This is a genomic window from Corynebacterium spheniscorum (assembly GCF_900113445.1).
Classification (GTDB): Bacteria; Actinomycetota; Actinomycetes; order Mycobacteriales; family Mycobacteriaceae; genus Corynebacterium; species Corynebacterium spheniscorum.
The window spans coordinates 160250-175785 of the sequence record NZ_FOPJ01000002.1 but is presented as its reverse complement, the minus strand read 5'-3'; the positions used below and the strand labels follow the sequence as shown (position 1 = coordinate 175785).

At 54.4% G+C, this 15536-nt stretch carries 12 protein-coding genes; 5 read left to right on the top strand and 7 right to left on the bottom strand.

All coding sequences use genetic code 11. From position 1 onward, the window contains the following. Nucleotides 1-6: 6 nt before the first annotated feature. The 5 genes from BMZ01_RS02325 (at nt 7) to BMZ01_RS02305 (ending at nt 8206) form a co-directional block, all read left to right on the top strand. Entirely contained in the window at nt 7-1941 is a 1935-nt protein-coding gene (locus BMZ01_RS02325) for a type I restriction-modification system subunit M (RefSeq protein ID WP_092284017.1), read from the top strand. Then, complete coding sequence (locus tag BMZ01_RS10965; RefSeq protein ID WP_143067425.1) at nt 1938-3071, top strand: restriction endonuclease subunit S; 1134 nt, start codon at nt 1938-1940, stop codon at nt 3069-3071. The genes BMZ01_RS02325 and BMZ01_RS10965 overlap by 4 nt, the downstream gene beginning before the upstream one ends. A 20-nt stretch (nt 3072-3091) precedes the next feature. After that, a complete protein-coding gene (locus BMZ01_RS02315) occupies nt 3092-6184 on the top strand; it encodes a type I restriction endonuclease subunit R (RefSeq protein ID WP_092284232.1) in 3093 nt (1030 codons plus the stop codon). A 109-nt stretch (nt 6185-6293) separates the two neighbouring features. Further along, the gene (locus BMZ01_RS02310) at nt 6294-6920 is read left to right on the top strand and encodes an SLATT domain-containing protein (RefSeq protein WP_092284015.1); all 627 of its coding nucleotides are present in this window, start codon (nt 6294-6296) and stop codon (nt 6918-6920) included. Then, a complete protein-coding gene (locus BMZ01_RS02305) occupies nt 6917-8206 on the top strand; it encodes a nucleotide-binding domain-containing protein (protein ID WP_092284013.1) in 1290 nt (429 codons plus the stop codon). Before BMZ01_RS02310 ends, BMZ01_RS02305 begins: the two co-directional genes overlap by 4 nt. Before the next feature lie 300 nt (nt 8207-8506). On the opposite strand, the gene BMZ01_RS02300 is transcribed toward BMZ01_RS02305, so the two are convergent. From BMZ01_RS02300 to BMZ01_RS02270, 7 genes are all read right to left on the bottom strand, one after another. After that, nucleotides 8507-9361 carry a DegV family protein gene (locus tag BMZ01_RS02300; RefSeq protein ID WP_223845999.1) on the bottom strand — a complete coding sequence of 285 codons (855 nt, stop codon included), beginning with the start codon at nt 9359-9361 and terminating at the stop codon, nt 8507-8509. 7 nt (nt 9362-9368) lie between these two features. Continuing rightward, nucleotides 9369-10058, bottom strand: a complete 690-nt coding sequence (locus tag BMZ01_RS02295) for a histidine phosphatase family protein (RefSeq protein WP_092284011.1) — start codon at nt 10056-10058, stop codon at nt 9369-9371. Then, complete coding sequence (gene rsfS, locus BMZ01_RS02290) at nt 10055-10537, bottom strand: ribosome silencing factor (RefSeq protein ID WP_092284009.1); 483 nt, start codon at nt 10535-10537, stop codon at nt 10055-10057. The genes BMZ01_RS02295 and rsfS overlap by 4 nt, the downstream gene beginning before the upstream one ends. 192 nt (nt 10538-10729) lie before the next feature. After that, nucleotides 10730-11515 (bottom strand): nicotinate-nucleotide adenylyltransferase, encoded by a 786-nt coding sequence (gene nadD, locus BMZ01_RS02285; protein ID WP_092284007.1) that lies wholly within the window; start codon nt 11513-11515, stop codon nt 10730-10732. A 52-nt stretch (nt 11516-11567) separates the two neighbouring features. Further along, the gene (locus BMZ01_RS02280; RefSeq protein ID WP_177180018.1) at nt 11568-12479 is read right to left on the bottom strand and encodes a cutinase family protein; all 912 of its coding nucleotides are present in this window, start codon (nt 12477-12479) and stop codon (nt 11568-11570) included. Between the two features lie 711 nt (nt 12480-13190). After that, nucleotides 13191-14516: a glutamate-5-semialdehyde dehydrogenase gene (locus BMZ01_RS02275; protein WP_092284003.1), complete on the bottom strand. Its 1326-nt coding sequence runs from the start codon at nt 14514-14516 to the stop codon at nt 13191-13193. Nucleotides 14517-14582: 66 nt separating this feature from the next. Further along, entirely contained in the window at nt 14583-15500 is a 918-nt protein-coding gene (locus tag BMZ01_RS02270) for a D-isomer specific 2-hydroxyacid dehydrogenase family protein (protein WP_092284228.1), read from the bottom strand. Nucleotides 15501-15536 lie beyond the last annotated feature (36 nt).

The window sequence follows — 15536 nt, the reverse complement described above, 5'->3', positions numbered from 1 at the left end:
CTACACGTGACTACAACAGGGTCGCTTCACCAGGCTGTTTGGCAGACTGCGGACACTTACCTTCGTGGTGTCGTTCCCCGCCAAGCTTATGGCGATTACATCCTCCCATTCACAGTTTTGCGACGCCTGGAATGTCTACTAAAGCCGAATAAACCAGAAGTCTTAAAAACTCTTAAGAAAACTAAATTTCCCGAGTCCATGTGGCCGGGCCTTATCCGCGCTGAACATGATCTCGCGTTCTATAACAGCTCCGAGCTCTCTTTGGAGGTCATCGCGGGTAGCGACGATCAAGTCAAACAGGGCATGCTCTCATACCTCGGCTCCTTCTCCCCCAATGTCCGCGTGATCTGGGGCGCGTTCAAATTTCCAGAGTTACTAAACAAGCTCGAAGAGAACAATGTTCTGTGGGGCGTAGTCAAGCATTTCGCTGGCATCGACCTGTCCGATGAGACCCTTGGTGAGAACGCCATGGGTGATCTCTTTGAGAACCTCATGTACCGTTCCTTTTCTGAAAACGGTCAGGTTGCCGGTGAGTTCTATACCCCGCGTGATGCTATCCGCATGATGGTCGATGTGTTGCTGAATAGTGATGATGACGGTCTCCGCGGTAAGGCACCCGCCAGAACCGTTTACGATCCGACTGCTGGTACGGGGGGCATGTTGTTGATTGCAAAGCGCGCGATGGAGGAGCTGAATCCAAGAATCGAGGTCTCTGTTTACGGCCAGGAGATGATGGCCGAATCCCTGGCATTGGGTAAATCCGACCTTATTGTGGCAGGCATTTCACCGGACGCCATTCGAGAAGGCGATACGCTTTCCGTTGATCGCTACGAGGATGAGCTCTTCGACTATGTCCTAGCGAACCCTCCTTACGGCACAGACTGGAAACGATCGAAAGACTCCGTTGTAAACGAAGCGAGAATCGAAGGTTCACGTTTTAGTCACGGGCTGCCTCCGGTCTCCGACGGACAAATGTTATTTCTATGCCACATCGTGCACAAGCTTAAAGAACGCGAGCCCGGCACGACCAAGGGCGGACGCGCGGGTGTAGTCACCAACGGATCACCCCTGTTCACAGGCGGACCGGGGTCAGGCCCAGATCAAATCCGCAACTGGCTGATAAACAATAATCTCATCGACGCGATTATCGCCTTGCCTACGGAAATGTTCTATAACACCGGCATTGCTACTTACGTCTGGATTCTTGACAAAAATAAAGAACCTAAGCGTGACGGCAAGATTCAGCTAATTGACGCAACCAGGATCTGGACACCGATGCGTAAGAGCATGGGTAATAAGCGGCGGGAGTTTACTGAACAGGATCGTAAATCCATCGTGAATCTTTACGATGCTTTCGAGGATGCGGACCCGGAATACTCCAAGGTAGTAACTCCTGATGAATTGGGCTTTGTAGATGTCCCCATGTATCGGGTAATGCGCTATTCCGTCAATATCACCGATGACACGGTGTCTTCTGCTATGGAACACAAGCAGGCCCTCACCGGGCACGAAGCGATAGTCCGTTCTTGCGAGGGATTAGCCTGGAATGATCTGCCCACTCACCTCCGTAAGGCGGCCAAGACCGCCGGCCTAAAAATGGGTGTCGGGCTACTGGGCCACATCATGGATGCAGTTGCAGTTGAGGATACCAATGCTCCCGAGGCAATCGATCATAAGGGGAATAGAGTCATCGACAAGGCATCGAGAATCACTGAGCGTATCCACTTGACCAAAGATGTAGATGAGCACATGAAAAGAGAGGTGCTACCCTTCGCACCTGATTTGGTCTGGGACATGGCAGAATCCAAGGTGGGATATGAAATCCCGATGACCAGGTTGTTCTACAAGCCTGAAGAAATGCCTTCCCTAGAGGAGCTTGATGCGGAGATCGAAGCTGTGCTCGACTCGATTCGCTCGCGTTTTAATGAGGTTAAAGAATGAAATCCGATGACATCTCATTCTTGGATTCTCCTGTTTTCCCGGTCGCAAAATTGCACACTTTTGCAAATATCCTGAACGGGAAAACTCCTTCATCAGATGACAGGAACTGGGGAGGTGACATTCCTTTTCTTACGCCGCCTGACTTGAATGGACTGGATGGCAAAGAGATTACCTCCGTCGACCGCCGAATCACCGATCTCGGTTTGCGTAATAGCTCCAGATTGGTTGAAAAAGGCGTGATATTCTCTTGCCGCGCACCCGTGGGATACGTTGGGAGAATTACCTCGCCATCGGCGTTTAACCAGGGTTGCAAGGTGGTCGTAACTAACCAGGACCACCGGTACGTAGCCTATGCGCTGACCGCTTCTAAGACTAATCTTCAGGCGTTAGCTAACGGAACTACCTTTTCTGAAATCTCTACCACCGCGGTCGAAAATTATGCGATTCCTCTTCCCACTCTCGCAACGCAGCGTCGTATCGCCGACTACCTAGACCGAGAGGCCACCGAGATCGACACTGCGGTTGCAGACTTAGACCATTATATTAAGCTGCTAAATCAGCGCTGCCGCCACTTTGTCAGCAAGGAACTTCGTAAAGATGAGTTCCCTGCTGTTCCGTTTTTCACCATCGCATCAATTACTTCGGGTGACGGTATTACACAGGAATCGATCGAAGACTTTGGACCGTACCCAGTTTACGGCGGGAATGGTCTACGCGGATATACCGATAGCTTCAACCAAAGCGTCGACCGGATTCTCATCGGCAGACAGGGCGCTTTATGCGGCAATATTCATCATGCGCATGGTCCTTTCTTTGCCTCCGAGCATGCGCTAATAGTGCAACCTCGAAGGTCAATTAACCTGGTCTGGCTCGAGCACGCTCTCCGCGATTTAAACCTTGGGAGGCTCTCTCAAGCCAGTGCGCAACCGGGCATTGGAGCGAGCGAAGTGAGCCGGCAAAGAATTACTTTCCCCCCACGCGAGACACAGAATGTGATTGCGGAGACAATCTGCGACGAACTTGCAAAAGCTCATGCGCTCATAGCCGAATCAACAAAGCTCCGCGATCTTCTATTAAAACGACGTTCTGTCCTAATCACCGAGGTCGTTACCGGCCGGAAGCAGGTGTAATTATGGGGATCCAAGCCACCATGGAAAAGGCCTTCGAAGACGCCATCGTCAATCATCTCACTAGTAACGGTTGGTTATCGGGCGCAGGTACTGCCGAATCCGGCTGGGACAAGGAGCGCGCGCTCTATATCCCAGATGTAGAGGATTGGCTCAAGGGCCAATATCCGGACGAGTATTACAAAGCCGTACCCAAGCGGCCCATAGAGGGGCAGCGTTTCGTGCTTCGTAATGCCCTGCTCGACCGTCTCGTCAACCAACTAAATAAAACCCCTACCCTCAGCGCTAAAAGCAAGAAGGTTGTACATGGGCTGCTCGGTACCTTGCGTAACGGTTTCTCGCATACGCCACTGGGTGGTCAAACTGCGAATTTCGGCCCCATGGTGGCGTTCTATCCTGAGAATCCGCTTTATACCGATGCCATCGATAAAGCCCAAAAGAATCGGCTTCGAGTGCTACGTCAGGTTCCTTTCGACGAGAAAGGAACTGACACCCTCGATCTAGTGCTCACCGTCAATGGTATTCCGGTTGTCACGATAGAACTGAAAACCGATAACACCCAAACCGTCGACGACGCCATCAAACAGTACAAGCAGGACCGCAAGCCAGCTAAGACCCGTCCGCTACTGAAGCCTGGGAGAGCACTGGTGCACTTCGCTGTATCCAACCAAGAGGTCCATATGACCACTGAGTTAGCCGGCGCTAAAACCTCCTTCCTTCCTTTCAATCAGGGCAACTCCGGGCATGCAGGCAACCCGATAAATCCGGAAGGATCCGACACCGCATATCTATGGCAAGAGGTATTCGCGCCGGAGATGTTCCTACGAATCCTTCGTGATTATGCCTTATGGGAACCAGCATCAAAGGGAAATAAAGGCCGGCTGATCTTCCCTCGTTACCACCAGCTCCGCGCCACCGAAAAGGTCATCGATGACATCACCGAACGCGCCCTCAGGACGGGTAACGGCGCCGGTGGCCGTTACCTGATCCAACATTCAGCTGGGTCAGGTAAAACCAAGACTATTGCTTGGCTGGCACATCGAGCAGGCCGTCTCATCGACCAATCCGGCACACCGGTATTCGACTCAGTTATCGTCGTAACTGACCGCACCGTGTTGGATGACAACATCAAAGAAGGCCTGGACCTACTACGGGCATCTGAAGGATTAGTTGTCAACGTCGATAACGAACTGGGCTCTAAATCAAAGACCCTGGAAGCTGCGCTGTCCCGGGGCGGGCATATTATTTCCTGCACCATCCAGACCTTCCCCGCATTAGCCAAAATGATGGAGAAGTCTCCGGCACTCGCCGGCCGTAACTACTGCGTCATCATGGATGAAGCTCACTCTTCGCAGCATGGTGAAGCCGCAGCCCGCTTGCGGGAAATCCTCGTCGACCCGGATCTTCCCGAAGGAGATGACATCGCCGCTGATGATGTTCTTCTGGCGATGGATAAAGCAGTCGCGAACTCCTCAAACCTAAGCTTTATTGCACTGACAGCCACCCCGAAGGCCAAAACTCTTGCTGCCTATGGTTCCGTGGATCCGGAGAATCCCGACCGCCGGATTGCATTCGACACCTATGAGATGAGTCAGGCCATTGAAGAGGGTTTCATCTTAGATGTGCTTGCCAACTACTCCACTTACCAGATGTTTGCGCGCATCCGTGACTCCTTGGGACGCGAAGAAGAAGTGGACTTCGGCGAGGCCGTTTCTGACATGGTTCGCTTCGTCCGATTGCACCCCACTTCAATTGCGCAAAAAGTGGAGGTGACGGTCGAGCATTTCCGGCGCAACGTGATGCACCATTTAAAGGGCACCGCTAAAGCTATGGTGGTCACAGCTGACCGGATGTCTGCAGTCAAATGGTCACACAAGATGAATGAATACATCGCTAAGCGCGGATATACCGATATGCGCACCTTAGTCGCATTCTCCGGATACTTGACCTACGGCGAGGTTGAGGTAACTGAAGCCTCCCTGAATGATGTGCGCGATACCGCTATGGACTTCCGCGATCATGACGATGCCAAGGTACTCATCGTGGCAAATAAGTACCAAACCGGGTTCGATGAGCCACGGTTGTGTGCAATGTATATCGACCGCGGCTTGTCGGGTGTACAGGCCGTGCAGACGCTTTCGCGACTCAATCGGGTTTTGCGGGATAAACCGAAACCAATGGTCGTGGATTTCGTCAATGACCCTTCCACCATCCTGGAGAGCTTCAAGCCCTACTACCGGGACGCCTATATTGACGATCAAATCCCTGCCAATGCTCTATCGGACTTGGGCGATCTTCTGGATGCGGCTGAGTTCTACACACCTGAGGAACTCGATAGACTTGCCGACGCCTACATCGCTCATGCAGATGCTGAGACCCTCCAGGGGCTGGTGTCCCCGATCAGAGCACGGTGGAACCACCATATGCGAGAAGCTCGCTTAAAACAGGACAAGGCAGCCTATGAAGAGGGCAAAACGTTCAGGTCCACCCTGATTAAGTACACCCATGCCTGGGAGTTCCTCAGCCAGATCGTGGACTTCCAGGATGCGTTGCTTCACAAGCGAGCCATCGTTGCTGGTCTGCTCTACAAGAACCTCAATCTAAGCCGCCAGGATGATGACGATGACTACACCGTCGGGCTTGAGCTAGTCGGCGTAGGGGTCGAGCCTACGAGCTGCGACACAGATCTCGAACTCCCCTCCGCTGAAATCGACGGCGAGGTTGAGCTACCCGGGTTCGATGGCCGCCCAGTCGGAGAGCACTCACCTGTCCGAGCTGCTTTTGATGAAGCCGTCGATGAGGTCAATGCGCTCCTATCCTCGGCAGGTATCGACCCCTCTGATGAAGCGACGAAAAACGCCATCCGCGCTAGCTACAACAAACTCGTGAATGACGAGCGGGTGCAGGAACTCGCACGCGAAAACGATGCTTCGCAGGTTGCTGGCACCGATGCCTTCAAGAAAAAAGGCTTCGGGGCAATTCTCTCCGCTGCACGGGAATCCAACGAGGTGTACGAAACTGTCACAGCCCAGGAGGAGAACCTAGATACATTCCTTCGAGCACTAGCGCACATGATCGTCGCTGCGAAAGACGAGTACGAGCAACAGTGCGCGTAAGCGCCTAGGATAGCGGCGGCGGAAATCCGACGCGGACCCCGGGTTGGTCGCCCCGCCGCTATAGGCTTTGTGCAAGGTATATCGTCCCGCGCATCTGAAAGAGAGAAAAATGCCTGGTCCCGAAGGCCTCGCGTGCGAAGATCCGTCGGATGAGTCTGCAGAGCGTGAACTGCTGATTCATCTGCTTGATGTACGTCAAGACCGTATGCTCTATACCCACCGAACGCAAGAAAAGGCTGCGGATCGATACGACCGGTGGGAGAGCGCGCGGAAAGGCACGACCATCGTGTTAACGGTGCTCACATCAGGCACTCTAATTACCGCAATTGCTGGTCTATTGCTCAACGAAGTCTGGGGCAACTTTGCAGTCGCAACGATAGCAACGCTTGCGACATTGGCTGCTTTTCTCGGTGATTTCTTGGATTTCGCTGGTAAATCGAGCGCTCACCAACAGGCAGCAACAAAGCTGCGATCTATTCACAATGACTACGAATCAATTATCTCTGATTTAACCAGCGGGGCCATTAGCAACGATGAAGCCCGGACAATCCGAGATGATCTCCAGCACCGAGAAGCGGAGCTTCTGCGCGACGCACCGCGTACTACCCGTAGGGACTACAAAAAGGCTTCAAGAGCTCTTGCTACTGACGAGAAGCCGATGTCTACCCGTCAGGAAATCGACCAGCGTACACCAGGTCGTTCCACATATAAGCACGGTCAGGAGGACACTCAGTGAGCAGCGCTCGAATCCTATTCGATCAGACTTTAAGCAATCTAAAGGTCACCAACGCCGAGGTCATCGCTAAGCGCCGTCAGGAGATCACTAAAGCACTGAATAGGCATTTTCGTGATTCAGAATCAGAAGAATCCAATTGTTTGATGGTTGGATCATACGGACGTCACACCGCCATCAACGGTGTGTCAGATCTCGACATGTTGTATATACTTCCCGACTCCATCCGTGAGGACTATAACAAGGAGGCCGGACCGTACAAGGCGCTCAAGGCAACGAAGGATGCGATAGCAGGTCATTATTCTCGTACCAAAACTCAGGTGGACAGGCTAGTTGTGGTCGTAGACTTCAACGATTTTAAGTTCGAAGTTCAGCCGGTTTTCGAAAACGCTGACGGTTCATTCGACTATCCGGATACCGTTGCTGATACTTGGAAGACTACCAAGCCACGCGCCGAGATCGACGAGATGCGACGAGCCAATGAACTAACCGATGGAAATGCGAGGACTATTTGCCGCTTAGCTCGAGCCTGGAAGAGGAAACACGAAGTACCCATGAATGGGTTGCTCATCGACTCGTTGGCTGTGAGGTTTCTCAACGAGTCCAAGGACTACGACACTCGAGCTACCAAACCCGACTACATGATGCGGGACTTCTTTGCTTTTCTAGCCGAGCTCCCACGCCAACCGACTTTCGCGGCCCTGGGAAGTAACCAACGAATCAAAGTTAAACAGAATTTCCAAGCTAAAGCCAAGCGCGCCATGGAGCTATCCGACAAAGCTATAGACGCCGTAGATGAGGGCGCCACAGCTAAAAAATGGAGAAGAGTGTTTGGCCGCTTTGTCCCTCTCCCTAATGACGGCCGCGCAGCATCAAAGGAAGAATACAAAGATACCGAAGAATTCATCGAAGATTACTACACTGTAGGGATTGAATACACGCTGCAGATCGAATGCAAGGTCACCCAGAATGGCTTCCGCCCCTATTCCTTGCGTCAAATGTTGAAGGATAAAATTTTTCTTCGACCGAATAAGAAACTCGATTTTTGGATCGAGCATACGAATACTCCCGAACCCTACGCGGTGCGATGGAAAGTTCTCAACAGGGGGCATGTAGCACGGCAACGGGACACTATACGCGGGCAAATTATCAAAGGTAGGGGCGCTCGAACCCATGTGGAATATACAGAATTCAGCGGGGCACATTACGTTGAGTGCTACCTCATCAAAGGCAACACCGTGGTGGCAAAAGACCATTTGGAGGTACCTATTTCGACCCACGACCGATAGTGGGGCGAAGTCTGCGGCTTACCTTAGAATACTGTGCTTGGGTGGAGTCAGTTGCGCATCCTCAAGCGAATTAGCGGGGCGGAGCCGGAAGAGATGTTTCCTCGTATGCCTCACGAAACAGTTACATAGTGTAATCCCCCACTCCAGGCCCACCTGAACATAAGCAATCAACACCCCGCGCAAGCACGTTACGCAAGCTAACGCACCTGGATTTCTGCCTCTGACCAAAGGGCCCTAAGCACTTGCCGACTGAGGCTTCAGGAGCCTTTTATATCGCGATCCCTTGCATTTCAGGGATAACTAGCTCTCGCCCCTGTCAACAACCTGGCTAGAGACCATCGACAGCCCCACCGCACCTTCACCGCAGTGCACGGCGAGCACCTTGGTCATCGGCACGATCATAAAGCTGCTGTCTTCATGTAGCGCCTCGCACAAAATATCGTGCAGGCGCTGTGCAGACTCTTCCGCGTCGTGGTGTTGAATCGCCACGAATACCGGCTGCCCTTCAGCGTTCTCAGCGGCTAGCTCTGCCAAGCGGCTAAAGGCCTTCGTTTGGGTGCGAGTTTTGGCTGCCAGCTCCACCTTCCCGCCGGTGAGCTTCATAATCGGCTTTGTCGCCAAGGTGGTGGAGAGCAATGCTGTCGCCGTAGAGATACGCCCGGAACGCCTGATGTCCTCAATCTTGTGCAAATACACCCAGGTATGAGCCCGCTTCAGGGTATCCGCTGCGATCTCGGTGCAGGTTTCTAGGTCCGCTCCATCGGCAGCTAGCTTGGCGGCTGCCATCGCGGCAGCACCAACAGCCATCCCCACGGCCTCAGTGTCAACCACCGATACTTTGCCATCGAATACCCCGCTGGCCGTGACGGCCGCGGACCACGTTGCGGAGAGCTCCTTGGATAGGTGCAGGGCCACTAGGCCGCGGTCCCCACCGCGCTCTAACTGCCTGGCATAGGCTGCCGCTAGTTCTAAGGAGGATAAGCCCGCGGTGGAGTGTCCTTCTTCGCTATCGAGGACATGGAGTTCCTCGACCTGGATTTCGAGTTCTTCGCACACGTCAGCAGGTAGCCCAGCAGCAGAGTCAACAAGAACTCGTACTTGGGGTTTCCATGGGCCAACCAATTCTGGTTCGCTACCTGGGCATGCGTAGCTCAAGGAAGTGTCACACTCCTACATTCCAGGCATCTAAGTACCAACGGGCATCGTCAATATTGTCTTCGTTAAAGGCCATGCTCTTTTCCGGTGCTTCGGGTTCAAACACCGGGCGTGAGGTCAGCTTCGCATAATGCGTATTAGCCAGCCCGGAAAGCAGCGGGTACTGCGGAACCTCGAAGCCCAAGAGCTGCGCCGTGAGGGAGGCAATCATCCCGCCGTGAGCTACTAGCAGCACCGTGGAGTGGTTCCACTCCGGATAGTCGGCCATGAGTTCATCGACTACTTGGCGGGCTCGCTGAGCCACCTGCACGCGGGATTCTCCACCGGGTGGTGCCCAGGTGGGATCGTGGCGCCAATGCGCGCGGGCATGCGGGGTTTCGGCGTCCACTTCGTGCACCTGGCGACCTTGCCATTCACCCAGGTGTGTTTCACGCAGACGCACGTCCGTGGTGATGGGCAGTGGTTCTTTGCCTTCTGTCGCGGCAATTTCGGCTGCCACTAACTCGGCAGTGTCATGAGCGCGGGAAAGATCCGAGCTGATGATCCTGGTGATGCCACGGTTGGCTAATTTTTTGCCAATAACGCGGGCTTGTTCGCAGCCATGATCAGACAGGTGGGTGTCTAATTGGCCTTGCATGCGACGGCCAGCGTTATAGGTGGTTTGGCCGTGGCGAAGCAGGATCAGCTCTCGGGTCATACGATATTGTCCTCAGCGTCATAGTCTTCAAGCGCGGTGGTGGCCAGCGGAATATCTTCCTGGATTTCCACGGTGCGCAGGTCAACGTCATCAGCCCATTCGCCGGGACGTTCTGGTGCTTCAACGCCTTCAACCTCGATCAGCGGGCAATCGCGGTAGAGGCGATCGAGCCCATAGAAATCGCGTTCAGCATTGCGCTGGATGTGGATGATCAGATTGCCATAATCCAGCAGTACCCAGCGGTTTTCGCGGTTGCCTTCGCGGCGTTTGGGCTCTGCGCCCTCGGCGGAGAGCTGGTCTTCGACTTCTTCCACGATGGAGCGCACCTGGCGTTCATTGTCCGCGGAAGCAATGAGGAAGACCTCGGCGATCGCCATGAGATCGGATACGTCGATCACGGCGATGTTTTCGGCCTTCTTTTCGTCTGCAGCAACTGCGGCAATGCTGGCTAGACGGCGGGTGTTCTCGCTAACTGTCACAAAAGTCCTTCATACAAGGGTGTGGGAATCTATCTTTATCGCAGTTCATTGTGTCAGATACCCACCCGGACTAGGCAATCCACCGCCGAAACCTCCCCTAAAAATTCACCGGACTCGCATCCACATACCTGGCATGAGACTCATCGTGGAAGCCAGCAGAAGCCCAGAGAAGCAGTCGGGAAACGAGCGCGGTTATTCTTCGGGTTGCTCGCTGGGGTTCTCAGCAGGGTTATCAGTATACGGTGCGGGGTCCCTGGAGCTATCGCTACCGCACGGCGAGTAAAGCTGCCGCTTAGCGATGTATTGCACCACCCCGTCAGGTACCAGGTACCACACCGGTCGCTCATGGCTGGCGCGTTCGCGGCAATCCGTGGAGGAAATCGCCATGGCCGGGATCTCCACTACTTTGATGCAGTCACGGTGGCTATCTGGCAGTAATTCTCGGGATAGCTCATAGCCTGGTCGGGTTACCCCAACGAAGGTGGCTAAATCCAGCATGTCTTCCCAATTGCGCCAGCTCATAATCGAGGTAATGGCATCCGCACCGGTGATGAAGAAAAGCTCAGACTCCGGGAATTGCTGACGCAAATCCATCAGCGTGTCATAGGTGTAGGTCGGGCCACCGCGGTCAATATCCACGCGGCTAACCGTGAAACGCGGATTAGAGGCCGTCGCAATCACGGTCATCAAGTAGCGATCCTCAGCGGGGCTTACTACCCGGTCGGCTTTTTGCCAGGGCTGTCCGGTGGGAACGAAGATCACCAGTTCTAGTTCAAAGCGGTCAGCCACCTCACTGGCTGCGACCAGGTGACCATGGTGAATGGGGTCAAAGGTGCCACCCATGACTCCGATGCGACGTGGTGCCCGCCCGGGGATATGCACCAGGGTTTGGTGGCGGTGCAAAGGATCCCGAACGGTATTCTCAGCGCAATCAGAAAGAGTGTCCGCGGACGGCGTTCCAGCCGCTTCATGAGCCATGGGTGTAGATGCTACTAGCTTCTATGCGCTTAGGATGCGCCAGTGTCAGCTATTACACATTCTTGGGTTGCAGCCAGCTCGCCAGGGTGTCTAGAACGCGCTCATCATCCTCACCAGCTGGGAATTTATCCAAGAAATAGTGGACGTGCGTCCCACCAACAGTATGGGCTGAGATTTTCGCGGCGGTGGGGCTGGTGTCGCAAATAATGTCATCCCGGATGCAGTAATTGATCCGCGGCACGCCCTCTACTGGTGGGGTGGTTGGCCAGATTACTGGCGCATAGGTCAACAGCCCCTTGCCTACTCGCGGATAACCGAAGTTCCCCTCTACTCCTGGTACGCGGTAGGGATCTCCTAGGTGCACCACTCCAGCAAGCTGGCCGCGTTCAGCCAACATATGTTCGGCATCACCTAGCACCATGGTTCCTTGGGAGTAGCCCACCAAAATGTAGTCAGGGTGGCAACCGGTCTCAGCTTCGAAGTCATTAATGGCACGCACAGTTCCCGCCAAGCCATTGCGATAGGACTCTTGGAAGCCTTGGATCGCGGTGGTAGCCACAATGTGTGCGGGGATGTGCCTGAGGATCTGCGCTATGCGCTGGGCGGCTTCCGCGGCGGTCAGTTCATCGCCATCTTCTGCCACCTCAGGCGTGGGGAACGCTGCGGCATAGTATTCCGGAAGTAGCCCCAGCACCATGGTGTTCTTCATGACACCTGGGTGGCGCTGTTCTAGTTGAAGCAGCATGCCGCGGATATTGCGTTCCTCATAGCCGTTGGAGATATAAGGCGATTGTGGGTTGTACTGGGTGCGCACAATCTGGTCATTTTGTTGGCTACCGCGGGCCACCACAATCACATTGTCTGGGCACTGCCCATAGTTCATGGTCCCAGCTTCAGCCACCGGCATGTGGGTTAGCGCGCCACTAAAACTAGAGCCAAGGGCGATGCTGAGTGCACTGAGCACAGAAAGCGCGGCTCTTTTGCCCGGCCGTTGGACCTTTCTGCCGATAATCCTGCCCGTACTTCTGTCGATGCTTCTGTGGATGTTCCTGTGGGTCTTCGAGATGAAGGAAAACATGGTGCGGTTTGCGTGTCTTTCTAACTTAAAGGCCGGTAGATCTTCAACGTCAAAGCACACAAGGTGTGCGGGGATCTCTGGGCTTCGCACTCCCCTGCCCCTAAGACTGTTGAACGCCGCACATGCTTAGTTATGCAACGTTGTTGTCTTGGCGCAAGCTTAGTGGCAGTTGAGCAACGTGAACCCAAGAAAATCTTTCACCAATGAATGTAGAAAACCCCTAGGGTCACCATTACCCCCGCCAGCACATTCCCACAGTTCAACTCTTTAAAAACCACCCCCATCGGGTGCTTTGAAGTGGGTTAAAGGACAAATAGTGTGTCCGCTTGGGCAGCTAATTGAAGCAGCTAGAAATCCGCAGCTCAGCAATGCTCTAACCCCCGCGCACGAAAAAGGGCGACGCTACCCCTACCAACCGAGCGCCGCCCAGAAAAAAGATACCGCCCCTGCAAGAACACAGGCAAATAGCATCTACTTCTAGGCATGTGGCAGGGGCGACGCCGATATTGCCCAGGTAAGTGTAAGAAAGGACTGTATTACTTTGTGCATCGCCCCTTTGAGGAAAAAATTACTTCACGCCTAAAGCACGCGCAATGCCTAGGGGCGGCATTGGCCATTCCCCTGCAGGATCCACTTGGTGCTGGTCAATTCCGGCAAGGCCATGGGCCCACGGGCATGGATCTTCTGCGTAGAAATTCCGATTTCCGCACCCATGCCGTACACCTCACCATCAGTAAAGGCGGTAGAGGCATTCAGCATCACCGCGGCCGCATCCACGCGGTCCGCGAACTTCGCGGCGGTGTGCACATTCTCCGTGGAAATCCCCTCGGTATGCCCAGAGCCATAGCGGGTGATGTGCTCAATCGCACCATCCACGCCATCCACCAGCTTCACGGCGATGTCCATAGAAAGGTACTCATCTTCCCAATCGGATTCCTCCGCCGGCACAATATCCTTCGCACCTAGGGCTTCTAATTCAGCGACATCACCGTGCACGGTCACCCCAGCATCCTGTAAGGCGGTGATCACCTTCAGGGCATCAGCCTTATCCAGGCCGCTATCGATCAGCGCGGTTTCCGTGGCATTACATACCGAGGTACGCCTCGTCTTACCATTAAGCAGCACCTCAATGCCCTGCTCAAGGTTCGCATCACGGTCAATATAGAAGTGGCAATTACCCGTACCGGTCTCCAAGGTGGGCACCGTAGCGCCAGTCACCACCGCATTAATCAGCCCCGCTGAACCGCGCGGAATCACCACATCCACCAACCCGCGGGCGGTAATCAGATCCTTCACCGAATCATGGGAATCACAGGGCAAAAGCTGCACGGTTTCAGCCGGTAAATCATGTTCCACGCAGACTTCGCTCAAAATATCCACCAAGCATTGGTTCGACGACTTCGCCGAACGCGAACCACGCAGCAAAGGCACATTGCCAGACTTCAAGGCCAGCCCAAAAGCATCCACGGTCACATTGGGGCGTGCTTCATACACCATGCCCATCACACCAAGCGGTACCCGCACCTGGCGCATCTGGATGCCATTGGGCATCACATGCCCGCGGATAACTTCCCCCACCGGATCCGGTAGTCCAGCTACCTGGCGCAAACCTGAGGCAATGCCCTGTACCCGAGAATCATCCAGCGCCAGGCGGTCAATCAGGGCTTCGCTCATGCCCTCAGCACGGCCGCGGTCAATGTCTTCCTGATTGGCCTTCAGCACGCGTTCGCTTTGATCAATCAGCGCATTAGCCGCAGCTAAAAGCACCTCATTCTTCTTCGCGGTGTTTAACACCCCAATGTCTTGGGCGATGGCATGTGCTGCGCGGGCTTTGCGCAGCACATCCTCTCGCTCTTTCATCCGGGAGTCGCTGAGGTGGGATTCGCTAAGGGCTTCGGACTGGTGATTCTCGGTTGTGCTCATAGTCGCCTAGTCTAACCTGAACTACCAGTCCAAGCGCCTACTATGAGCAGGACATACTCCCCCTGCTTAGTACCCCGCTTCGGGATCCACCTCGGTAATCAGTGAGCCATCCTTCATAAAGGCCTCCGCATTCTTCACCGCCAACTCACCCACCAGGGTGCGGATGCGCTCATCGGTATTCGCGGTATGCGGGGTGATCAGCACATTATCCATCTCCCACAGCGGATGCCCATCCGGCAAGGGTTCTGGATCCGTCACATCCAGCGCGGCACCAGCGATCTCCCCGGCATCCAAAGCAGCCACCAAATCATCGGTGTTCACCAAGGGCCCACGCCCCACATTCACGATAATGGCGTCACTTTTCATCTTCTTAAAAACATCCGCATTAATCATGTGGTGGGTTTTCTTCGTCAGCGGCATCAGCAGCACCACAATATCGGCGCGCCCCCACACCTCATCCACCTGCGAAACCGGATAGGTTTCATCGGCACTGTCAATCTCCCGGCCGGAGTTATTCACCGCAATAATGTGCACCCCAAAAGGCCGCAGCATCGGAATCAGCACCTCAGCAATTCCGCCGGCACCCACAATCGCCACGGTCTTATTGTTATGCAGCCAGCGCGTGCCGGCATCAATCTCCGGGCGAATCTTCCAGGTTTTAGCCCGCGTAATAGCCACATGCTGGTGATACTGCGCCAGGATTAACCCCAGGGTGGATTCCGCTACGGTTTTCCCATAAAGGCCCGCCGCATTCGCCCAGCGCACATCAGAGGTTAATTTCCCGCTCGCTGCCAAGGAATCCATCCCCGAGAAGGCGTTTTGCACAAACTTGATGTTCTTCGGCAATTCCTCCGGGAAGTGCTTCCCCATGCCATTAAAGACCAGGAAATCAGCGTCTTCGAGGTTCTCAACAAAGGTGTGGCCGGCGTCTTCCAGGGTTTTCACGGTGGTGTCCCACACGCGCGGAAGCATGGCAAATTTCATGGTGTTCATAGCCGCCCATCTTAAGGCAGCACCCGC

Bases quoted from the DNA above. Each gene is read 5' to 3' on its own strand.
- BMZ01_RS02275 (WP_092284003.1), bottom strand. From the start codon at position 14,516: ATGAGCACAACCGAGAATCACCAGTCCGAAGCCCTTAGCGAATCCCAC.
- BMZ01_RS10965 (WP_143067425.1), top strand. From the start codon at position 1,938: ATGAAATCCGATGACATCTCATTCTTGGATTCTCCTGTTTTCCCGGTC.
- BMZ01_RS02315 (WP_092284232.1), top strand. From the start codon at position 3,092: ATGGAAAAGGCCTTCGAAGACGCCATCGTCAATCATCTCACTAGTAAC.
- BMZ01_RS02310 (WP_092284015.1), top strand. From the start codon at position 6,294: ATGCCTGGTCCCGAAGGCCTCGCGTGCGAAGATCCGTCGGATGAGTCT.
- nadD (WP_092284007.1), bottom strand. From the start codon at position 11,515: ATGGCTCATGAAGCGGCTGGAACGCCGTCCGCGGACACTCTTTCTGAT.
- BMZ01_RS02270 (WP_092284228.1), bottom strand. From the start codon at position 15,500: ATGAAATTTGCCATGCTTCCGCGCGTGTGGGACACCACCGTGAAAACC.
- BMZ01_RS02295 (WP_092284011.1), bottom strand. From the start codon at position 10,058: ATGACCCGAGAGCTGATCCTGCTTCGCCACGGCCAAACCACCTATAAC.